This is a genomic window from Oerskovia jenensis, from assembly GCF_016907235.1.
GTDB lineage: Bacteria > Actinomycetota > Actinomycetes > Actinomycetales > Cellulomonadaceae > Oerskovia > Oerskovia jenensis.
On the sequence record NZ_JAFBBO010000001.1, the window covers coordinates 2,999,260 to 3,021,152 of the forward strand.

The 21,893-nt window shown below is 72.4% G+C and carries 18 protein-coding genes and 1 pseudogene; 13 read left to right on the forward strand and 6 right to left on the reverse strand.

What is annotated here, in order from left to right:
• Positions 1-83: 83 nt before the first annotated feature.
• Complete coding sequence (locus JOD49_RS13515; RefSeq protein WP_205307635.1) at positions 84-2,345, reverse strand: transglycosylase domain-containing protein; 2,262 nt, start codon at positions 2,343-2,345, stop codon at positions 84-86.
• Between the two features lie 207 nt (positions 2,346-2,552).
• On the opposite strand from JOD49_RS13515, the gene JOD49_RS13520 reads away from it, so the two are divergent.
• The 3 genes from JOD49_RS13520 (at position 2,553) to JOD49_RS13530 (ending at position 3,882) form a co-directional block, all read left to right on the forward strand.
• On the forward strand, positions 2,553-3,131 hold the full coding sequence (locus tag JOD49_RS13520; protein ID WP_205307636.1) for an SRPBCC domain-containing protein: 579 nt from the start codon (positions 2,553-2,555) through the stop codon (positions 3,129-3,131).
• Positions 3,128-3,442, forward strand: coding sequence for an ArsR/SmtB family transcription factor (locus JOD49_RS13525; protein WP_307822538.1), 315 nt, complete (start codon positions 3,128-3,130; stop codon positions 3,440-3,442). Before JOD49_RS13520 ends, JOD49_RS13525 begins: the two co-directional genes overlap by 4 nt.
• 140 nt (positions 3,443-3,582) lie before the next feature.
• Positions 3,583-3,882 carry a DUF1330 domain-containing protein gene (locus tag JOD49_RS13530; protein WP_205307637.1) on the forward strand — a complete coding sequence of 100 codons (300 nt, stop codon included), beginning with the start codon at positions 3,583-3,585 and terminating at the stop codon, positions 3,880-3,882.
• Positions 3,883-3,970: 88 nt separating this feature from the next.
• Here JOD49_RS13530 and JOD49_RS13535 read toward each other — a convergent pair whose 3' ends face one another.
• Positions 3,971-4,669 carry a phosphatase PAP2 family protein gene (locus JOD49_RS13535; RefSeq protein ID WP_205307638.1) on the reverse strand — a complete coding sequence of 233 codons (699 nt, stop codon included), beginning with the start codon at positions 4,667-4,669 and terminating at the stop codon, positions 3,971-3,973.
• Positions 4,670-4,840: 171 nt separating this feature from the next.
• Between JOD49_RS13535 and JOD49_RS13540 the strand changes: the two genes are divergently transcribed.
• Positions 4,841-5,632: a TIGR02569 family protein gene (locus tag JOD49_RS13540; protein ID WP_205307639.1), complete on the forward strand. Its 792-nt coding sequence runs from the start codon at positions 4,841-4,843 to the stop codon at positions 5,630-5,632.
• 68 nt (positions 5,633-5,700) lie between these two features.
• Positions 5,701-6,231, forward strand: coding sequence for an NUDIX hydrolase (locus JOD49_RS13545; protein WP_205307640.1), 531 nt, complete (start codon positions 5,701-5,703; stop codon positions 6,229-6,231).
• A gap of 50 nt (positions 6,232-6,281) precedes the next feature.
• Here JOD49_RS13545 and JOD49_RS13550 read toward each other — a convergent pair whose 3' ends face one another.
• Entirely contained in the window at positions 6,282-7,262 is a 981-nt protein-coding gene (locus tag JOD49_RS13550) for a DNA polymerase III subunit beta family protein (protein ID WP_205307641.1), read from the reverse strand.
• 33 nt (positions 7,263-7,295) lie between these two features.
• Positions 7,296-8,582 carry an MFS transporter gene (locus JOD49_RS13555; protein ID WP_205307642.1) on the reverse strand — a complete coding sequence of 429 codons (1,287 nt, stop codon included), beginning with the start codon at positions 8,580-8,582 and terminating at the stop codon, positions 7,296-7,298.
• A gap of 171 nt (positions 8,583-8,753) precedes the next feature.
• Between JOD49_RS13555 and JOD49_RS20570 the strand changes: the two genes are divergently transcribed.
• The 6 genes from JOD49_RS20570 (at position 8,754) to JOD49_RS13585 (ending at position 14,824) form a co-directional block, all read left to right on the forward strand.
• A complete protein-coding gene (locus JOD49_RS20570; RefSeq protein WP_205307643.1) occupies positions 8,754-9,689 on the forward strand; it encodes a cold-shock protein in 936 nt (311 codons plus the stop codon).
• A 353-nt stretch (positions 9,690-10,042) separates the two neighbouring features.
• Positions 10,043-11,923, forward strand: a complete 1,881-nt coding sequence (gene dnaK, locus JOD49_RS13565; RefSeq protein WP_205308985.1) for a molecular chaperone DnaK — start codon at positions 10,043-10,045, stop codon at positions 11,921-11,923.
• Positions 11,920-12,561 (forward strand): nucleotide exchange factor GrpE, encoded by a 642-nt coding sequence (gene grpE, locus JOD49_RS13570; protein WP_205307644.1) that lies wholly within the window; start codon positions 11,920-11,922, stop codon positions 12,559-12,561. Before dnaK ends, grpE begins: the two co-directional genes overlap by 4 nt.
• Positions 12,562-12,743: 182 nt before the next feature.
• On the forward strand, positions 12,744-13,766 hold the full coding sequence (locus JOD49_RS13575; RefSeq protein WP_205307645.1) for a DnaJ C-terminal domain-containing protein: 1,023 nt from the start codon (positions 12,744-12,746) through the stop codon (positions 13,764-13,766).
• A 44-nt stretch (positions 13,767-13,810) separates the two neighbouring features.
• Entirely contained in the window at positions 13,811-14,308 is a 498-nt protein-coding gene (locus JOD49_RS13580; protein WP_205307646.1) for a heat shock protein transcriptional repressor HspR, read from the forward strand.
• Between the two features lie 207 nt (positions 14,309-14,515).
• Complete coding sequence (locus JOD49_RS13585; RefSeq protein WP_205307647.1) at positions 14,516-14,824, forward strand: DUF1540 domain-containing protein; 309 nt, start codon at positions 14,516-14,518, stop codon at positions 14,822-14,824.
• A 124-nt stretch (positions 14,825-14,948) separates the two neighbouring features.
• Here JOD49_RS13585 and JOD49_RS13590 read toward each other — a convergent pair whose 3' ends face one another.
• On the reverse strand, positions 14,949-15,716 hold the full coding sequence (locus JOD49_RS13590; RefSeq protein WP_205307648.1) for a hypothetical protein: 768 nt from the start codon (positions 15,714-15,716) through the stop codon (positions 14,949-14,951).
• 235 nt (positions 15,717-15,951) lie between these two features.
• Between JOD49_RS13590 and JOD49_RS20915 the strand changes: the two are divergent.
• Together JOD49_RS20915 and JOD49_RS13600 are read left to right on the forward strand one after the other, a co-directional pair.
• Positions 15,952-16,644: pseudogene (locus tag JOD49_RS20915) on the forward strand (sigma-70 family RNA polymerase sigma factor); the annotation flags it as partial.
• Positions 16,645-16,954: 310 nt separating this feature from the next.
• Positions 16,955-20,569 (forward strand): DUF11 domain-containing protein, encoded by a 3,615-nt coding sequence (locus tag JOD49_RS13600; RefSeq protein WP_205307649.1) that lies wholly within the window; start codon positions 16,955-16,957, stop codon positions 20,567-20,569.
• A gap of 204 nt (positions 20,570-20,773) precedes the next feature.
• On the opposite strand, the gene JOD49_RS13605 is transcribed toward JOD49_RS13600, so the two are convergent.
• Positions 20,774-21,859, reverse strand: a complete 1,086-nt coding sequence (locus JOD49_RS13605; RefSeq protein WP_205307650.1) for a glutathione S-transferase family protein — start codon at positions 21,857-21,859, stop codon at positions 20,774-20,776.
• Positions 21,860-21,893 lie beyond the last annotated feature (34 nt).

Below are 21,893 nucleotides of genomic sequence, written 5' to 3' on the forward strand. Positions count from 1 at the left end.
AGAACCCTGAACGTGGCCCGAGAGCATGGGGCATCCGGGGTAGGCCGTCCGGGGGACGGCTGATCGGCGGCTCGGACGACGGGCTAGGGCGTCGGCGGCACGCCCGGGTCCGTCGGCGGGGCCGGGTCGGTCGGGGGCGCGGGGTCGGTCGGCGGGGCGGGGTCGGTCGGCGCGGCCGGCGCGTCGTCCTGGGGCCTCTCGGCGGGCTTGGGCGCGGGCGCCTGCCCCACCATGCCCTGGTCCGGGCCGGGGAACCCGACGACGGGGTAGCCCTCGAGCGCCGTCTCCATGTAGGACTGCCACGTCGGTGCGGCCAACGTCGATCCGTACCAGCGCTTCTCGTAGCGTCCGTTGATCTTCATGTAGCTCATGGACACGTCGTTCTCGGCGTTGCCGATCCACACGGCCGTGACGAGCTGCGGCGTGTACCCGATGAACCACGTGTGGTTGTTGTTGTTGGCGGTGCCGGACTTGCCCGCGCTCGGCCGGGAGAGCTGCGACTTCTTGGCCGTGCCCTGCGTCATGACGTTCTCCAGGGCGAACGTGACGGTGTTCGCGATCCGGGAGTCGACCGCCCCCGAGTTGCAGTTGGCCGAGGGGACGGGCAGCTCGGACCCGTCGGCCCCGACGACCCGGGTGATCGCGATCGGGTCGCAGTAGGTGCCACCGCTCGCGAACGTCGCGTAGGCGGACGCCATCTGCAGAGGGGAGGAGTTCTGGGTGCCGATCGTCATGGTCGGCATGACGTGGATCGACGACGCGTCGCCCGTGATCTCCGCGGTGCGGGACGGGCGCAGCCCCGCGGACCATGCCATGTCGCGGACCGCGCACAGGTCGAGCTGGGACTCCATCGACGCGTATGCCGTGTTGACCGAGTTGAACGTCGCGCGCAGGACCGGGATGGACCCCTGGTCGGTCGAGCCGTCCGAGTTGCCCGGCGACCACGGGATGCGGTCGAGCCGGGCGCACGAGGCGCGGAAGTCGCGCGTCGGGACGAACGTGCGCTTGTTCGCGTTCACGGTGTCGTTGAGCGTGTGACCCGAGCGCAGCCACTCCGCGAGCGTGAACACCTTCCACGTCGAGCCGGGGGAGAACCCGCTCGAGGAGCCGTGGAGCTGGTCGGCGCTGTAGTTCACGGCGGTGGTTCCGGGAGCCGGTTCCCTGGACACGTCGTAGGGCCGGTTCTGCGCCATCGCGAGGATCTTCCCGCTGCCGGGTTCGACCGTGACGAGTGCGTCCTCGAGCCCGCTCGGGTCCGACGGCGGGACGGCTGCGGAGATGTTCGCCTCGGCGGCCTGCTGCATGCGGGGGTCGAGCGTCGTGGTGATGTCGAGGCCGCCGCGGTAGAGCAGGGCCCGCCGGTCCGCCTTGGTCTCGCCGAACGTCGGGTCCGACGTGATGACCTTGGTGACGTAGTCGCAGAAGAACGCCGCCCCGCCGGCGGTCTGGCACCCACCCGAGATGGGTTGCACGTGGAGCGTCGCGGGCAGCGGGGTCGCGACGGCTTCGTCGTGCTGCTGCTGCGTGATGTATCCCTGCTCGAGCATCTTGCCGAGCACCCGGTTGCGCCGCTTCTCGGAGTCGGCGGGGTTGGTCACGGGGTCGTACTTGGTGGGGGCGTTGGTGACGCCCGCGATCGTCGCGGCCTCGACGACGCTGAGCTCGGAGGCGTGCTTGCCGAAGTAGTGCAGGGAGGCGGTCTCGACGCCGTAGACCCGGATGCCGAACTGGGCGATGTTGAGGTAGCCCTGGAGGATCTCCTCCTTGCTCATGACGGTCTCGAGCGAGATCGCGAGCTTGGCCTCGCGAGCCTTGCGGCCCAGCGTGTCGTCGCGGGCCGCGCGCATCGCGACCGGGTCGTCGTCGCGCACGGCCTGCTCGATCAGGACGTTCTTGACGTACTGCTGGGTCAGGCTGGACCCGCCCTGGGTGTCGCCGCCCGTGAAGTTGTTGATGGCGGCTCGGGTCACCCCTTCGGGGTCGATCCCGCCGTGCTGGTAGAAGCGGTGGTCCTCGATCGCGACGACCGCGTCCTTCATCGGCTGGGAGACCTGGTCCAGGGGCACCACGATGCGGTTCTCGGTGTAGAACGTCGCGAGGAGCGTCGTGCCGTCGTTGGCGTAGACGCTGGACTTCTCGGCGAGGGGGCCGGGGACGAGCTCGTCGGGCAGCTCGTCGAACATCCGTGTGACGTCCTCGGTCGCGGTGTTCGCCCCTGCCGCGATGGGCAGCAGGAGGCCCGCCGCGAGGACGCCCCCCATGGCCGACACGAGCAGGAAGGCCATCAGGAGCGCGAGCGCCTTGACGGCGGAGGTCTGCTGGCGGGGTCGTGTGGACTGGCCCATCTGCCGACTGTACGTCCCGAGTCCCGAGGCGGCTCGGCGAGCCGATCTTCGTTGTCGGGGCGTGACCTGGCGCCGTCGCGGGCACGGTCGTGCCGACGAACGAACTGCAACCAAGAGGTTGCGCTGGGTGACGATTGATGCAACTCTGAAGTTGCAGATGTACTCGAGAGGAACCAGGACCCCCAGAGGAACCAGGGAGGAACGACCATGACGACCACCGACCAGCAGGCCTCGATCGACACCGAGGCGTTCCAGGTGACCCGCACGCTGCTCGTCCACGCCGCGCCGTCGACGGTGTGGGCGGCACTGACCCGTGACGACCTGATCGCGCAGTGGTTCGGCCAGGAGGCCTCCCTGCCCGACCTGCGCGTGGGCGGCGAGGGCACCTTCGGCTTCGACGGGTACGGGCAGTTCGCCGTCCGCATCGAGGAGCACGACGAGCCGCACGCCTTCGCGTTCACCTGGACCAACCAGGCCGGCGCCGAGCTGCGCCCCGACAACTCGACCCTCGTCCGGTTCACGCTGACCCCCGAGGGCGAGGGCACGGTGCTCACGGTCGTCGAGTCCGGGTTCGAGCGCCTCGGCGACGGGGCCGGTGGCGCGATGGCCGACAACCGCTCGGGGTGGACCAGCGAGCTCGACGAGCTCGTCGCGTTCGTCGAGGGGGCCGCGTTCCCCGCGCGGGACGCGCTCGGCGACCGGGCGTCCTCGGCGGGCGGAGTGCTCGCCGCGGGCGACGTGCGCCCGGCCGACGGCGCGCGCCCCGCCGACGGCCCCGCGGCGTGAGCACCGAGACGCTGGCCCCCGTGTTCGCGGCGCTCGCCGACGACACCCGGTGGCAGATCCTCCAGGAGCTGGGGCGCGCGGACCTGTCGGCGTCCGCGCTCGCGACCGTGCTGCCCGTGACGCGGCAGGCGATCGCCAAGCACCTGACCGTGCTCGCCGACGCCGGGCTGGTCGAGCCCGTGCGGGTCGGACGTGAGGTCCGCTACCGCGCGATCGGGTCCCGCCTGGGGGAGACCGCCCGAGCCCTCGACGCGATCGGCGCCGAGTGGGACCGCCGCCTCGGCGCGATCAAGCGGATCGCGGAGGGATAGTTCCGGTGCCCTCCCGGCGCCCTCTCCGGCGCCCTCCCGGTGCCGAGCATGCGGTTGGCGTCGTGATTGCCGTCCTTCGCGACGCCGACCGCATGCTCGAGGAGCGCCAGACGCATGCTCGGCACCGGTAGCGTGGGCGCGTGCCACTCACGCTCTGCGTCCTGCTCTGGGCCGTCGACGGCCAGGTCGAACCCCTCGCGCGCTACGAGGACGAGGTCCTCGCGCTCGTCCCCGTCCACGGCGGCCGGGTCACCTCACGGGTGAGGAGCGTGCCCGGCGAGGACCCGGCTCTCCCCGCCGAGGTGCAGGTCATCGAGATGCCCGACGACGGCGCGCTCGCCGCGTACATGGCCGACCCCGCCCGCGTGGCGCTCGCGGACGTCCGGGACCGGGTGGTCGCCCGTACGCAGATCGTGCGCGTGGAGCCGGTCGCGGGGTGACGGTGACCGACGGACCCGCCGAGGGCGACCGGCGGACGCCGAGGGTGACCGGCACCCGCTGACGCTCGGCCCGCGATGACTGCGGTCGTCAGGCCCGGACCCGCGACGTGTCGCGGCGCAGGTAGCCCCACGCCAGGACTGCGCACACGACGCCGTTGACGAGCCCGGCGAGGACGTCGGTCAGCGAGTGCATGCCGCGGTAGAGCCGTGCGAAGCCGACCGCGAACGGGACGAGCACCGCGAGGACCGTGAGCACGACCCGGAGCGCCGGGTTCTGTACACGCTGCGCGAGGAGCGCGAGCGTCAGGTAGAACGCCGTGGACGCGCCCGTGTGCCCGCTCGGGAAGCTCGACGTGGGCGGGGCGTGGTCGAGCATGTCGACCTCGGGGCGGGTGCGGCCCACGACGAGCGAGGACGTGAGGAAGATCAGCGCCTGCAGCGACACCGCGAGCGCGGGGACCAGGGCGAACCACCACTGCCTGGTCCGCCACCAGATGAGCGCGACCGCGAGCACGCACGCCCCGATGATGAACTCGGTCATCCCGATCGCGGACAGCATCTCGGTGACGTTGTCGAGGAACGGGGTCCGCAGGTCGACGAGGGCCTGGTTGACCCCGGCCTCGCCGGGCAGGTTGTCGAGCGGCCCCTTGATGAGGAACCCCAGACCCACGATCACGACCCACAGTGCGACGCCCGGCAGGAACGCCCGCAGGGCCAGGTCACGGGCGACCTCGCGGCGGGTCGGTCGCGTGGTGTCGAGCTCGTAGCGGTGGACGAACGGGTGCACGGGGCCTCCAGGCGGGGGTCGGCGCGGGACGGCCGGGCTGGACGCCGCGCGAGTTCCCGGACATTACGTGCACACGGGACGACTCGCACGGCGAGGCGCTCGCGGCGCGCGGTGCGGACGCCGCACGTACCGTCCCGTCACCGGACGCGACGTCCCGGGTACGCTCGCCCGGTGCACCCACCGAGACAGGTCCTCGAGGCGTTCGGCGCCGTCGGGCCGGCGACGAGGCTCGACGGCGGACGGGGCAGGGCCTGGCGCACCGGTGACACGGTGCTCAAGCCGCTCGACGTGCTCCCGGCCGAGCTCGACTGGCTGCGGGACCACGCGCCGTCGGGCGGGGGCGGGCTCCGGCTGAGCCTGCCGCTCGCGAGCGTCGCGGGCGACCTCGTCGTCGACGGCTGGACGGCGTTCCCGGTCCTCCCGGGCGAGCACGTCGCGGGGAGGTGGGCCCAGGTCGCGGAGGTGGGTCACCGCTTCGCGAAGGTGTTCGACGGCGCCGCGCGGCCCGGGTTCCTCGACGAGCGGACGCACGCCTGGGCTCGGGCGGACCGGCTCGCCTGGGGCGAGGACGCGGTGGACGTGCCCGACGGCGTCCCGCACCTCCCGGCGCTGCTCGCGGCCCGGCGGGTCGTCGCCGAGCCGTCGACGATCGTCCACGGCGACCTCACGGGCAACGTGCTGTTCGACGACCACCTGCCGCCCGCCGTGATCGACCTGACGCTCTACTGGCGGCCGGTCCGGTACTCGGTGGCGATCGTCGCGGTCGACGCGGTCTGCTTCGAGGGGGCGCCGCCGTCGCTCCTCGAGACGATCGACCCGGGGGAGGGGTTCGCGCAGCACCTCGTGCGTGCGCTGGTGTTCCGGATCGCGACGGACTGGTTCAACGATCTCCCGCTCGCCGTCGACGACGTCTACGCGGCGACGGTGGAACGCGCGCTCGATCTCGCGGCGCGGGGGCGTTGACGCGCGACGGCGTGATCCGCCGTCGGGCAGACCTGGAGCGCGGCCCGCGCGGCTGCGAGGATGCCTGGATGGCCGACGCGGAGACCTGGGACCTGCTCGACGAGCAGGGCGACCTGACCGGAGAGGTCCACCGCCGAGGGGAGCCGAGATGGCCCCCGGGCCGCTTCCACCTCATGGTGGCGACGTGCGTCGTCCGGTCCGACGGCCTGGTCCTGCTGACCCGTCGCGCCGCGACCAAGACCTTCCCGCTCTTGTGGGAGATCCCTGGCGGGAGCGTGCACGCGGGCGAGACCGGTGCCCAGGCAGCCGTGCGCGAGGTGCGTGAGGAGACGGGGCTCGTCCTCGACGAGGGCGCGCTCGTGCGCGTCGGGAGGGGCGTCGAGTCCGCGTCGTTCCTCGACGTCCACGTCGCGACCGTGCCCGGGCACCCGCGGCTGGTCCTCGACCCGGCAGAGGTCCACGAGGCCACCTGGGTCACGTGGGCCGAGGTCGAGGATCGTCGAGACGCAGGGCGGATGCCCGCGCCCTGGGTCGGGTGCTTCGCCCCGCTCTGGCCGGAGCTCGCCCGGAAGGTGGGGGAGGCGGCGCGGAGGGCGTGAGGCGTCGGACCGCCGAAGGGCTGCCCGCCGAGGCGTGACCTGCCCAGGGATCACCGCTGGTCGAGGAGGATCGGCATCAGGACGTGCAGGTGGTCCGGCCGGTCTGCGGCACGGACGCTGAGGGCCGACCGCTCGTCGAGGGCCAGCGCGACGTGCTCGGCACGGGTCGCGCGGACGCTGTCGAGCAGGAAGCTCCGCGAGAACCCGAGCGTGCCCGGCGGGCCCGGCGGGCCGATCTCCACCCGGTCGCCGTCCAGCCGGACGGCCACGACGTCGTCCGCGTGCGTGACCGTCCTGACCAGCTCGTCGGACGTGACCGTCGTGCTCGGGGACGAGCCCGAGCGCACGAGCCGCTCGTAGTCGGGATACGCCGCGTCGAGCGGAGCGCCCAGAGCCCCCAGGACCTCCAGGACGTCCCTGCCCAGGGCGACCGACCCGACGTCGGGCAGCGTGGCGGATGCGAGCGTCTCCAGGAAGCCGAGAGGGGCGACGACACGGGCCGGTGGGCCCGAGACCTGCCTCGCCGGCACGGTCGCGACGGCGAGACGGAAGCGGTCGCAGCCGACGAGGCGGAGCGTGTCCCCGTCGAGGTGGAGCAGGATGCCCGTGAGCCCGGGCCAGTCAGGGTCAGTGCCGACGGCGTGCCGGACGGCCGCGACCGCCGCGACGAGGTCCGCGGAGGCGACCGTGCAGCGGCCGGGCTGGGCCAGGAGGCCGTCTGCCGCGTCGAGGTGCGCACAGGCCGCGACCAGGTCCTCCTCGAGCCGACGGCGGTGCCGGGCCAGCACGGCCGTGGACTCCTGGGGAGCCGCGAGGACCGTGACCAGGTCGGACACCGGGAGCCCGGCCTGGCGCAGGCTCGCGACGAGCCGAGCCGTGTGGACCTGGGCCGAGGTGTACCAGCGGTACCCGGTCGCGGGGTCGACGTGCGCGGGCCGGAGCACACCGGCTGCGTCGTAGAACCGGAGCGCGGTCACGGGCAGGCCGCCGGTGCGGGAGAGGGCGCCGATGCTGAGCAGGTCGTCGGGCATGCGCACACTGTGGACCCTCGACCCGCGCGAGGGTCAAGCCGAGCGGCGTGCCCAGACCGCGAGCGCCGCGAGGCCCGCGGCCGTCGCGCCCAGCGCCCAGTGCGGCGACGTGCGCTCGGCCAGTGCACCGAGGGCCGTGTTCGTGACCAGGACGGGCACGAGCTGGGCGAGCCCGACCAGGGCCTGGACGCGGGCGAGGTGCGTCCGGGGCGCGCTGCCCAGGACGAGCGGCGCGATCCGCGCGACGAACGTCCCGTTCCCGCACCCGAGGACCAGGGCACCGAGCACGGTGACCACGGTGGCCGCCGAGCCGCCGAGCAGCGCCCCGACCGCGACGACGAGCGCCCCGGTCGCGCTCACGACGAGCCCGACGGCGGCGGATGCCGACGGTGCCCGGCGTCCTGGGCGTGCGGGCCTTGGACGGTCCACGGCACCGGCCGGAGAGCCGGTGGACCCTGCGACGACCGTCCGGCGTCGGGCGGCGAGGAGTGCCGCGCAGATCACCCCGACGCCGACCGCCCCGGCGACCGCGCCCGTGGTCCCCGGGCCCCAGCCGGAGGCCCGGCCGAGGAGGGGCACGAGGAGCGACGGCACGGGCAGGATCAGGGCCGCACCCGCCCCCGTGAGCACGAGCGCCCTGCGGAGTCCCGGAGTGCGGGTGACGACGCGGAAGCCGTCGATCAGGTCGAGCCGCGCGGGGACCGGTGCGCCGGTGGGCGCGCGGTCGGGCGCCGACCTGGACGGCTCCCGGACGGCGACGAGCACGCACAAGCAGACGCCGGTCGTCACCGTGGTGCCCCACGCGATGGTCGGCAACCCCGCGGTGCCCACGAGCAGGCCGCTCAGCGGAGCAGCGACGAGGAGCACCATCTGGACCAGGCTCTGGCGCAGCGCGAGCGCACGCGAGAGCTGGTCGTCCCGGACCAGGCGCCGCGGCATGGAGCCCGTGGAGGGCAGGCAGAACGCGGAGATCGTGCCGAGTGCGAGGGACGTGGTCAGGAGCAGCCAGGTCGGCGTCCCGAACCGCGTGAGCGCGAGCGCGAGGACCGCGGTCAGGGCGAGCAGCGCCGCCTCCCCGGCGATCAGGACGCGCCGCGCGCCGAAGCGGTCGGCGACCGCGCCGCCCACGACCAGCAGGACGAGGCGAGGCAACCCGCCGAGGGTGAGCACGAGGGCCGCCGTCGTCCCACCGAGCCCGGCGGCGGCCCAGCCGAGCGCGAACGCGAGCACGGCGTCGCCGAGCTGCGAGACGGTCACCCCGCAGAGCCAGGTGAGATAGGGGCGGGGGAGCGCCGGTGCGGGGGAGAGGGTCGTGGTCATGGCGGCACGCTCGCGCCTCGACCGGGTCGAGGGTCAAACGGCACCCGGCGCGGGTGTCTCGTGGCTGCGGTCCGTCGTCGATCTCGTCGGAGTCAGCCGGGCCCACCCGCCACGGCTCCGCCGGGGGGACAATGGACGACAGCAAGTGTTCGCTCAGAAGAGGAGTCCTCAGTGCCCCAGGGAATTGTCCGATGGTTCGACGCCGACCGAGGCTTCGGCTTCATCGACCTCGGGAACGAGGCCGAGGACCTGTTCGTGCACGCGTCCGAGATCCTCGACGACGACGGACCGCGGGTGCTCCGTGAGGGGCAGACCGTCGAGTTCGAGATGGGCGAGGGGGACCGTGGGCCGCAGGCGCGCCGCGTCCGTGTCACGGGAGACCGGGCCGCCGACGCGCCCGTGGGGGTGCTCGGCACCGTCAACTGGTACGAGCCGACCAAGGGATACGGCTTCATCACGCCCGACGGCGGTCGCGGTGAGATCTTCGTCCACAGCTCGGCCATCGTCGGGGGCGGTGTGATCTCGGAGGGGCAGCGGGTGGCGTTCCTCGTCGTCGACGGGGAGAAGGGGCCGCAGGCCGACCACCTGCTGCCGCTCGGGGCCGAGGCGGCCCAGCGTGCGGTGCCCTCGGACGGCGCGGACGGCACGGTCTCCTGGTACGACGACGTCAAGGGCTTCGGTTTCGTCGCTCCTGACGGGGGCGGCGACGACGTCTTCGTCCACGTCAGCGCTCTCGGCTCGGGGATGACCGAGCTCTCCGAGGGCGACCGCGTGACGTACGACGTCGTCGCCGGCGACAAGGGGCCGAACGCGCGCAACGTGCAGCTCGCACGCGGCTCCGGGGGTGGGCGCGGCGCCGTGGACCGTGGCCGACCGGGTCGACCCGGAGCATCGGGCGGGCCCGTGCGCGGTGGTGAGGGCATCGTCGCGCGCTACGACGAGGAGCGCGGCTTCGGCTTCATCACCCCCGATGACGGGGGCCTGGACCTGTTCGTGCACGTGTCGGTCGTGCGGGGCACCGAGGTCCTGGAGGAGGGCGACCGGGTCCGGTACAAGGTGCGCCAGAGCGACCGCGGACCGCAGGCCGACGCCGTCGAGCTGGCGTGATCGAGGAGTCTTCGTGAGCGGGTGGCCGGACGGTTCCAGGTGAACCGGTCGGCCACCCGCTGTGTATCTGCCTGCCGCCCGCCGGCCACCCCACCGGGAATACCCCTCCCCGCTCCAGAGTTGAGCCTAGTGGACTCAAGTTCTGACCTCCGCCGCTTGCGCAGCGACACGGACCGGCATAACTTGAGTGAAGACGACTCAACCGGCAGTCGGGTGGAGACACCCAGCAGGGGACGGTCCGGACGGGCGCGCCACCACGCGCCGTCGGGCACCAGGCCCGCCACGGGACCCCACCGCAGGCTGCCGCACGGACGACAAGCACCACACGCAGGCAACACAACGGAGGCATGAACATGGCACGAGCGGTCGGAATCGACCTGGGCACCACCAACTCGGTGGTCGCCGTCCTCGAAGGTGGAGAGCCCACCGTCATCGCGAACGCCGAGGGCGCTCGCACGACCCCGTCGGTCGTCGCGTTCTCGAAGACCGGCGAGGTCCTCGTCGGCGAGATCGCCAAGCGCCAGGCGGTCACGAACGTCGACCGCACCATCACGTCGGTCAAGCGCCACATGGGCACCGACTGGTCGGTCGAGATCGACGACAAGAAGTACAGCGCGCAGGAGATCTCCGCGCGCGTGCTCGGCAAGCTCAAGCGCGACGCCGAGGAGTACCTGGGCGAGCCCGTCACCGACGCGGTCATCACCGTCCCGGCGTACTTCAACGACGCCGAGCGCCAGGCGACCAAGGACGCCGGGCAGATCGCGGGCCTCAACGTCCTGCGCATCGTCAACGAGCCCACCGCCGCCGCTCTGGCCTACGGCCTGGAGAAGGGCAAGGAGGACGAGCTCATCCTCGTCTTCGACCTCGGTGGTGGAACGTTCGACGTGTCCCTCCTCGAGGTGGGCAAGGACGAGGACGACTTCTCGACCATCCAGGTCCGCGCGACCTCGGGCGACAACCGCCTCGGTGGCGACGACTGGGACAACCGCATCGTCGAGCACCTCATCCAGCAGGTGAAGAACAGCTCGGGCGTCGACCTGTCCAAGGACAAGATCGCGCTCCAGCGTCTGCGTGAGGCCGCCGAGCAGGCGAAGAAGGAGCTCTCGTCCGCGACGAGCACCAACATCTCCATGCAGTACCTCTCGATGAGCGAGAACGGCCCCATCCACCTGGACGAGAAGCTCACGCGCGCCCAGTTCCAGCAGATGACGCAGGACCTCATCGACCGGACCAAGGCGCCGTTCCACGCGGTCATCCGCGACGCCGGCATCTCCGTCAGCGACATCGACCACATCGTGCTCGTGGGTGGTTCCACCCGCATGCCCGCCGTGACCGAGGTCGTCAAGGAGCTCACGGGCGGCAAGGAGCCCAACAAGAGCGTCAACCCGGACGAGGTCGTGGCCGTCGGCGCCGCGCTGCAGGCCGGTGTCATCAAGGGCGAGCGCAAGGACGTCCTCCTGATCGACGTCACCCCGCTGTCCCTGGGCATCGAGACCAAGGGTGGCGTGATGACCAAGCTCATCGAGCGCAACACGGCCATCCCGACCAAGCGCAGCGAGGTGTTCTCGACCGCCGAGGACAACCAGCCGTCGGTGCTGATCCAGGTCTTCCAGGGTGAGCGCGAGTTCGCCCGCGACAACAAGCCGCTGGGCACGTTCGAGCTCACGGGCATCGCCCCGGCCCCGCGCGGCCTGCCGCAGATCGAGGTCACCTTCGACATCGACGCGAACGGCATCGTCCACGTCGGCGCGAAGGACCGCGGCACCGGCAAGGAGCAGAAGATGACCATCACCGGTGGCTCCGCGCTGCCGAAGGAGGACATCGACCGCATGGTCAAGGAGGCCGAGGAGCACGCGGCCGAGGACAAGAAGCGTCGCGAGGAGGCGGAGACCCGCAACCAGGCCGAGTCCTTCGTGTACTCGACCGAGAAGCTCGTCGCGGAGAACAAGGAGAAGCTCCCCGCCGAGGTCGTCACCGAGGTCGAGGCCGACATCGCGTCGGTCAAGACGGCCCTCGAGGGCACCGACGCGGACGCCGTGAAGTCTGCCCACGAGAAGCTCCTGGCCTCGAGCCAGAAGATCGGCGAGGCGCTCTACGCGTCGGCCGAGCGTGAGCAGGCCGCGGGCGACCAGGGCGCCGCTGACGCGGATGCCGCTGCGGCCGCCGGTGCGACCTCGGCTCCCGACGAGGACATCGTCGACGCCGAGATCGTGGACGAGGACGACAAGAAGTGACGAGCGACGCACAGGGCCCCGAGGAGCTCGGCTCCGAGGACCAGCCCTTCCACTTCACCGACAAGCGCAAGGTGACCCCGGAGGGGCAGCCCAAGGAGGCTGCCCCCGAGGGGGCCGGCTCCGCGCCCGGTTCGGCCGGGAACGACGCGGAGAGCGACCCGCTGGCCGGGCTCGACTTCGAGCCCACCGGCGAGGCCGGGGACGACGCAGCTCTTCTTGCTGCGCAGTCCGAGGCGGCGGCCCACCTCGACGCGCTCCAGCGCGAGCGGGCCAGCTTCACCAACTACCGCAACCGGTCGCTGCGTGACCAGGAGGCCGCGCGGGTCAAGGGCGTCGAGGACGTCCTGGCCGCGCTCCTGCCGGTCCTCGACGACATCGACCGGGCCCGCCAGCACGGCGAGCTCGACGGACCGTTCGTCGCGATCTCCGACAAGCTCGACGCGAGCCTCGCGAAGTTCGGCATCGAGCGGTACGGCGTCGTGGGCGAGGAGTTCGACCCGACGGTCCACGAGGCGCTCATGCACCAGGTGGACCCCGAGGCCACGTCGGCCACGGTCAACATGGTCATCGAGCCGGGCTACCGGATCGGCGAGAAGATCGTGCGCGCCGCGCGCGTCTCGGTCGTCGGACCGGAGTAGAAACGGAAGGTGGGTGCCAGGTCCTGCGGGACAGGGCACCCACCGGACCCGGGACGCCCGACGGCGGAGCGCACCTTCCGCGTGAAGGTGACCTCCGCCGTCGGGCCCCGGGAGCACGACCACTATCGATGTAAGCACCACCACCGGCCCCGGGGCCGGTGAGACCTACGAGAGGAGGCGCCTTGACCGGTCAGGACTGGATCGAGAAGGACTTCTACGCCGCGCTGGGCGTCCCCAAGGATGCCGACGACGCCGCGATCAAGAAGGCGTACCGCAAGCTGGCCCGCACCTATCACCCCGACCAGAACCAGGGTGACGCGAAGGCCGAGGCGAAGTTCAAGGAGATCGGCGAGGCCTACGCGGTCCTGTCCGACGCCGAGCAGCGCCAGCAGTACGACGCGATCCGTGCCATGGCCGGCGGGGGCGCCCGCTTCTCCGCAGGAGCCGGCGGACCCGCCGGTGGCGCCGGAGGGTTCGAGGACATCTTCGGCGGCATGTTCGGCGGCGGTGGCGGCGGAGGTGGGGGAGGCCGCGTGCGGTACTCCACCCAGACCGGCGGTGGCGGCGGCTTCGAGGACATCCTCGGGTCGATGTTCGGCGGCGGGGGAGGCCAGACCGGCTTCCGCCCCAACGCCGGGTACCAGCGCCCGCAGGCGGGCGCCGACGTGCACTCGTCGGCCACGCTCGGGTTCCGGCCCGCCGTCGAGGGCTCGACCGTCAACGTCACGACCGAGGGCCGCACCATCACGGCGCGCATCCCGGCCGGCGTCCGCGACGGCCAGAAGATCCGGCTGCGCGGCAAGGGCCGACCCGGCGTCGCGGGCGGCCCACCCGGCGACCTGGTCATCACGGTGCACGTCACGCCGCACCCCGTGTTCTCGGTCGACGAGAAGCACAACCTGCGCCTGACCGTCCCCGTGACGTTCGCGGAGGCAGCCCTCGGCGCGACCATCGAGGTCCCGACGCTCGACGGCAAGCCCGTCAAGGTCAAGGTCCCCGCGGGCACGCCGTCCGGCCGCACGCTGCGCGTCAAGGGCAAGGGCGTCAAGACCGCCAAGGCGACGGGCGACCTGCTCGTCACGATCCAGGTCGTGGTGCCGCAGAAGCTCTCGAAGGCCGCCAAGGAGGCCGTCGAGGCGCTCGCCGCCGCGACCGACGGCGAGAACGACGTACGTTCCGACCTGTTCGGGCGCGCGGCCGAGTAACGGGCGGGCGACCAGCAGGCACGAGGAAGAGCGAGGAGGAGAGCATGGCGAGGAACGAGGCCCCCACGGGGAGCCAGATCCCGTTCAACGCGTACGACGACGCCCCCGTGCTCGCCATCTCGCAGGCCGCGACCCTGGCCGGGATGCACCCGCAGACGCTGCGTCAGTACGACCGGCTGGGACTCGTGACCCCGCGCCGCACCATGGGGCGTGGTCGCCGCTACTCCCAGCGGGACGTGGCCAAGCTCCTCGAGGTCCAGCGGCTCTCCCAGGAGGAGGGCATCAACCTCGCGGGCATCCGCCGTATCCTCGCGCTCGAGGAGCAGGTGAGTCGGCTCGAGTCCCGCCTCGACGCGTTGTCCGCCCGGCTCGAGGGAGGACGCGTGTTCGCGGCCGGGGTGAGCGGCGACGTCGTCGTGGTGCCCCGTGGACGCCGCGTGCGGCGCTCGCGGGGGGAGGAGACGGGGGCAGGCGGCCAGGTCGTCGGTGAGGCGACGGAGGCGCGGGCCCTCGTCCTGTGGCGTCCCGGCCGGGGCTCCTGACCCTTCCCGTGCCCCCCGCCCGACCCGGTGGGCTCGCCCGCACCTGAATCCTCCGGGCGCAATTACGTGCGGTGTGCGTGACGTAAAAATGGCGGAATTCCGCCGAAGTGAGTGAGGCCTTGCTTCCTATACACAGGATGCGCGAAGGAATACCGTGAAGGAATTGCACGGTTGAACGCCCCTGTCCTTCGAGCAAGGAGAAGTCCCATGAGCAGCCTGATGGAGATGCCCCAGGTCGTCGAGTGTTCGATCGACGGATGCGGATACAACCACGAGCACGGCTGCCACGCCGGCGCCGTGACGATCGCCGCGCACGGCAGCGAGGCCGAGTGCGCCACGTTCATCCCCCTGACCGCCAAGGGCGGTCTGGACAAGGTCATCGCCCACGTCGGTGCCTGCCAGCGCGGCGAGTGCGCGCACAACGAGTCGCTCGAGTGCAACGCCTCCTCGATCCGCGTCGGAGCCGGCCCCCAGGGCGCGGACCACGCCGACTGCCTGACCTACAGCCCCCGCTGACCCTCGCGCCGTCCCCCCACGCGCGATTCCCCCACGACGCCCCGTCGTCCCTCGCCGGACGACGGGGCGTCGTGGCGTGCGGGGGGACTCGCCGGGCGGCCGGAGCACCCGACGACCGCGTGGTCTAGCGAGAGAGGTCGTGAAGCATCTTCGCCGCGTCGGCATGCTGCGCGGGAAGGGGCTCGACCCAGATGCGGGGCGGGCGCCGGAGGATCGCCGTCACGCCGAACGTGAGCGCGATGCGTTCGATCCTGTGCCGGAGCTCCGCACGGACCGGGCCGACGTCGGCCGTGCGAGCGCAGAGCGCCGCGTAGATCCCGCCACCGAGCGTCGCGACCGGGTGCCCGAGGCCGAACGTCTCGGTCAGCACCTTGCCCATGGCTGCCGCGCGGGCGACCTTCTGCCAGCCGTCGATGCGTTCGACCGCGACGTCCACCAGGACGAGGCAGTGCGTGGTCGGAGCCGGCGTCCCCAGGCGGTCGGCCAGTCCGTAGGTCTCCTGGAGGCGCTGGACGAGGTAGGGGACCGTGACGAGCCCCGATCGAGGATCGGTCGTCGGCGGAGCGCCCGGAACCACCTCGTTGCCCACGGCCCACCCGGTGCTGACTGCCCGCAGCACGCGAAGATCGGGAGCGGTGCCCCAGAGGTCGAACAAGCAGGTCAGGTCGTCGATCGTCTCGCCGATGCTGATCCCGTCGCGGCCGCGGGCCTCACCGAGCCGCTCGGCCGCAGCGGCCGGGCAGCGGGAGTCCGTGAGCGCCTCGACGAGCGCCTCGACGGCAGGGTGGTACCAGTCGCCTGGCCGCAGCCAGACGCTGTTCGTGCTGGCCGCCTGCCACTCGTCGAGCAGCGAGGCGACGGCTGGCTCGGGGTAGCCAGGTCGTAGGTCCATACCTATGAGACGTGTGAGGCCCGTGCTCATGACGCGACAGCGGCGTCCTGATTCTCTTTCATCCACTCGACACACCGACGGACATGCAGCACATTCCGTCGGTTCTGTCATCCTGACAGACGGACAAGACGGGCGAAACCGCGTTGAGACGTAGATAACACCACCAGTTTTCCCGTCTAGGATGAACGGGAGAGCCTTGCCTGACGAGGTGAGGCGGAGTCAGAGGCGGTAGGGCATGACGCAGGTCGACACGTCGAGGGACGATGCCCCGACGAGCGATGCCGAGCTGATCACCGCCGTTCGTGCGGGAGACTACGCGGCATTCGGTGCGCTGTACGAGCGGCATGCCGCCGCGGCGCGCACCGTGGCGCGCCAGTACGTGCGCTCGGGCTCGGACGCCGACGACATGGTGTCCGAAGCCTTCGCCAAGGTCCTGGGCATCCTGCAGTCCGGTGGCGGACCCGACGTGACGTTCCGCGCCTACCTCTTCACCGTCGTCCGGCGCCTGTCCTACGACCTGTCGAACGCGGGCCGACGCACGCAGCCCACCGACGACATCGAGACGTTCGAGAGCGCGTTCGGACCCATGGCGTCGACCGAGGACCCCACGCTCCTGGGGTTCGAACGATCCGTCGTGACCAAGGCCTACCAAGGTCTGCCCGAGCGATGGCAGGCCGTGCTCTGGTACACCGAGGTCGAGGAGATGAACCCGGCCCAGATCGCTCCGCTCCTCGGGCTCACGGCCAACGGTGTCTCGGCGCTCGCCTACCGTGCCCGGGAGGGGCTGCGCCAGGCCTACCTCCAGCAGCACCTCACGGGCACGAGCAGCGCCGGGTGCGAGAACGTCAACCCCCTGCTCGGCTCCTACGTCCGTGGCGGTCTCGCGAAGCGTGAGACCGCGAAGGTCGACGCCCACCTCGAGGAGTGCGGTGAGTGCCGCGCGCTCGTGCTCGAGCTCGGCGACGTCTCGCACGGCATGCGTGCCGTCATCGCACCGCTGGTGTTCGGAGCCGCGGGACTGGCTCTGGTCGGCACGGCGCTCCCGCTCACGGGGGGGCGCGGCGGTCGGTGCCGGGGCGGCCGGGGCGACGGGCGCTGCGGGCGGTGCGAGCGGGAGCGCGGGGAGCGGCGCAGCCGGGGCCTCGGGTTCCGGTGCTGCCGGTTCCGGCGCCGCCGCAGGTGGCAGCGGGGCCGCGGCCGGGACCGGTGCCGCCGGCGGAGCCGCAGGTACCGGCGCGATGGGCGGGGCCGCTGCGGCCGGTGCGGCCGCCACGAGCGGTGGGCTCGGTGCGGCCGCGGCCGTCGGCGCGAGTGCCGCGGTCGGCACGGGCGCCGCTGCTGCGGCCGGCGCGACCGGCCTGGCGGCCTTCATCGCGGCATCCCCTCTGATCGCCGCCGCCGTGGGCGTCGTGGCGGTCGCGGCCGTCGGCGCGGGGGTCGTCGCCGTGTCCGGTGGCTTCTCGTCCGACCCGCCCCCCAGCGCGGGTGCCAGTCCCGACCCGTCGGACTCGACGTCGCCGTCGGGCGCTCCTACGAGCGCTCCGACGAGCCAGCCCTCGGTCCCGAGCGACGACCCCACCTCCCCGGCGAACACCGCGCCGCTCGCCGAGGCGCCTGCCGACCCCGCGGCGCCGGCCTCGAACGGCAGCGCTGCTGCGGGGGCCGACACGGCGCCGGCCGGTCAGGGCGAGCCGACGACGCCCCTCGTGCCTCCGACGTTCCCGCTGACCCCGGTCGTCCCCGTCATCCCTGGAGCACCGGACCCGGTCGTCCCCGTGGACCCGCCGACCCCGGCGTCTCTCGACCTCGCGTTCGCCCCCCTCACGCTCGCTCCCCGCGACCCCGAGGACCTGACCCTCACGGCGTCCAACTCCGGCGGCACGTCCGCCGAGGAGGTCGTCGTCGACGTGACGCTCCCGCCGAACGTCTCGGTCGTGACCTCCGCGGTCACCGCAGGCCGGGGCGTCGTCCCGGCGATCCGGCTCGCGGCACTGCCCTGCGGCCCGGCGTCGCCGCAGAGCGACGGGTCGTCGCTCGTCACGTGCTCGGTCGGGGTGCTCTCTCCCGGGGAGACGAAGGACCTCGTCGTCACCGTCCAGGCCTCGCGGGGCGGGAGCTACACGTTCGGCGGCACGGTGCACGGCAAGGGCCTGACCCCCGTGATGAAGGAGTACGTGCCGGCGCCCGTGCCGTCGTACGGCGCCGAGGTCGACCTGGTGACGCCGACCGTCAGCCCGCTCGTGAACCCCGGCGCGACCGCGGTCCGGCTCACGGCTCGCAACACGGGTGACGTCGACGCCCAGGGCGTGGTGTTCTTCGTGGGCGACCTGCCCGCCGGCGTCACCGCGAGGTCGTTGGACGACAGGTGGGCCTGCACGCCGGGAGACGCGTCCCTGAGGTGCACGCCGACGGAAGGCGCGGCGCTCGTGGCTCCCGGCGGGAGCCAGACGTCCGGCCCGCCGGTTGCGCTCGACATCCAGCTCCTCGCGGGAGACGGGGCCGAGGCGACCACGGCAGGTCTCTCGTTCTCCGCGACGACGTCGTCCGCCGGCCGGGTCCTGAGGGACACCGCGAGCGCGGACCTGACGGTCGGCGAGCCCTGGGCCGGCGCGGACAAGGCCCCCGCCGGGGCCGCGTTCGCCGCCCAGTGCGTCGACGGCGCCGCGACCGTCGTGCTGAAGGGCGTCACCAACACGACGGCCTACGACGACCTCCGGGTGAGCCTCGGGGTCGACGCCGTGACCTCTCCGACGGTGTCCGTGCCTCGCGGAGCCAGCACGCAGCTCGCGGTGCCTCACGACCTGCGCGTCCCGAAGGACGCCTCGGCGTCCCTGACGCTCGTGACCACGGTCGAGGCGCGCGAGTTCACGCGGAAGGTACCGGTGGCCGGCGTCCCTGCCAAGGACTGCTTCGTCCCGCAGTGGCTGTCGGGCGCCGACGTGACGACGAGCACCAGCAACGAGGCGGGGTCCGTCCGTCTCGAGGCGGCCGTCACCAACTCGACCGGTCGTCCTCTGACGGTCCAGGTCGACGACATGACGCCGGTGGGTGCCGACGAAGCCTCGCGAGGGACGGTCACGATCGACCCGGGCACGAGTGCGACGTTCTTCCGGTCGACCGGCGAGCAGGTCCTGGCTTCCGGCGACCTGCTCGTGCACCAGCACCTGTCCGTCCCCGACGCCGACGGTGACCCGGGCGAGTACGACCAGCCGCTCGAGGTCGGGCACACGGGGGCACGTATCGCACCCCAGGCCGCGGCGCCCACGGTGGGGCAGTGCGTCTTCGACCTCGGGTCGCGGACCTCGGTCGCCGACGTCGAGCTCTCGTTCGACAACTCGGCCTCGACGCTTCCCGTCGAGTTCGGCGTGGCCGGTCAGGACGGTCTGCGCACGGTCGTCGGCAAGGGCGAGAAGGCGACGGTGACCGCACCGGGTCTGCTGCGCGGGCTCGACGCGCACGAGTTCACGGTCCTCGCGGACGGTCGGGTCGTCGGGTCGTTCACGGTCCGTGGCGAGAGCTGCTACGTGCCGCAGTGGTCGCAGGACGTGTCGGTCGCTGCGGAGAACGTGGGCGGTCAGGTGCGTCTGACCGGCACGGTGGTGAACACCACGGCCGAGGCGATGGACGTGCGGATGCTCGCGCCGGCGGGCCTGGGAACGAAGGACTCGGAGAAGGTCACGCTGGCCGCGGGGCAGACCGGCTCGTTCACGATCGACACCGGGCGCCAGTCCGTCGACGCCGGCAAGGTCACCTTCCGCCAGTACCGGTGGGTCGCGGAGACCGGCGCCGCCGGCAAGGGGTACCAGCGTGAGGTCGTCGCCCCGTACGACCGTGCGGCGATCGCCCCGAAGGCCTCCGTCACGGCCGGGCAGTGCGTCTACGACCCGGCCGCGCACGCGTCCTCGACCTCCGTGACGCTGATGCTCGACAACTCGTCCTCCACGTTGCCGGTGCAGTTCACGGTCGCGGGTCGCGACGACCTCTCACAGGTCGTGGCCCCGGGGAAGGTCGTCCCGGTCACGGTGTCGGCCGGGTACCAGGGCGCCACGTTCACGGTCTCGGCCGACGGACGGCAGGTCGCGAGCCAGGTGATCCCTGCCGCGAGCTGCTACGTCCCGAGCTGGTCCGCGACGCAGAGCGCCCGTGCGGAGGCGGCCGACAAGTCGGTCCGTATCGTCGGCACGTACACCAACACCTCACCGGGGACCGTGCGGGTGCGCATGTACTCCCCGGTGTACGGCTTCGCCGGGGCGGCGGTCGACGTCCCGGCCGGGGCCACCCAGGAGTTCTTCCTGCCGACGGGGGTCACCCGGCTCCCCGCCGGGACGGTCCAGTTCCAGCAGTCGGTCACAGCCGACGGGGTGGCCCGCAGCAACACCGTGACTGCCAAGTACGAGGCCGCGCGCTACGACGTGTTCGCGCCGACGGTGGGCGCCCCGATCCTGGGCGTCTGCTACTTCGAGGACAACGAGCAGCAGTCGTACCGGCCCGTGACGTTCGTGTACGACAACACCGCCTCGACCGCGGCCGTCACGTTCCACGTCGAGGTGAACGGTGTCCTCGCGCCCGAGACGCACCGGGTGGTGCAGGACCAGAAGAGGGTCCAGCTCAAGGTGCCGAACGTGCCCGAGGCCGGTGCGACGTACCGCGTCGTGGCGGACTCGGGGCACTCCTGGACGTTCCAGGTCGCGGGCCAGTCGTGCCTGCCGGCGTGGCACTGGACCGAGGCCTACCGCCTGGGTGACCGCGTCGCGTACGAGGGCCGGAACTACACCGCGACGGTGTGGAGCGTCTCGGTCGCACCGACGTCCCCGCTCGGCCCGTACTTCTGGCACGACGAGAGCGGCAGGTGACCTGACGGGTCGCTCGTCGACCTGACGGGTCGGCCGCGAACGGCACGAGGGAGGGACCGAGACGCAGCGTCTCGGTCCCTCCCTCGTGCGCGCGGTGCCCGCGCTCGACGGTCGCCGTGGTGCGGCCTGGCTCGCCTGTGTGCGGTGGCGAGGCGTGGCGTGCCGTGACGTGGCGCGGCGTGCCGTGGCCCCGCCCGGCCGGCGTCAGTCCCTGGGGCGCGCTGCCTGCGGATCGCCCGCGACCGGCACGGCGAGCGGGGCGAGGTGGTAGGACGCCAGGTCGGTCGCGGCAGTCGGCGCGTGGCCGTCGCCGAAGGGCGAGCCGCCGAGCGCCTCGCGCCCGTGCGGCGTGAGCCATCCGGACAGGTCGGGACCGTCGGGCACGATCCCGCTGGGGTTGAGCTGGGAGTGGACCCGGTAGTAGTGGTGCTTGATGTGCTCGAAGTTCACGGTGTCACCGAACCCGGGCGTCTGGAACAGGTCGCGGACGTATCCCCACAGGACCTTGTCCTCGGTGATCTTGTTGCGGTTGGTCTTGAAGTGCCCGTGGTAGACCGCGTCGAAGCGCACCAGGGTCGTGAAGAGGCGCACGTCGGCCTCGGTGAGGTGGTCACCGACGAGGTAGCGGCGCTCGGACAACCGGTCCGAGAGCCAGTCGAGGCGCTCGAAGAGGATCCCGAACGCCTTGTCGTACTTCTCCTGCGAGTCGGCGAACCCGGCGCGGTACACGCCGTTGTTGACGTCGAGGTAGATCTTCTCGGCGACGTCGTCGATTTCGTCGCGCCACGCCTCGGGGTAGAGGTCCGGTGCGCCGGGCCGGTGGTAGGCGGTCCACTCGGTCGAGAGGTCGAGCGTGATCTGCGGGTAGTCGTTGGTCACGAGCAGGCGCGAGGGGACGTCGACGATCGCGGGTACGCTCACGCCGCCGTCGTCCTCGGGGTCGCGCGCGAGGTAGTGCTCGGCGAGGAAGTGGGAGCCGAGCTCGGGGTCGATCCCGTCGCGGTCGAGCGTGAAGCGCCACGACCGGGAGTCCTGGATCGGGTCGACGACGCCCAGCGAGATCGCGTTCTCGAGCCCGAGCAGCCGACGCACGATGATCGACCGGTGCGCCCACGGGCACGCGAGGCTCGCGACGAGCCGGTAGCGCCCGGGCTCGACGGGCCAGCGGCCCTGGTCGTCGCCCTGCCCGCCGGGCGACGAGGTGCTGTCGGCCGTGATGCGGTCGGTGAAGTGCGGGCCGCGGCGCTTCCAGCCGCGGGGGACGGGGTTCGAACCGGTGGTGTCGCTCATGGACCGAACCTACGCCGGGCCCCGGGCGTCCGCA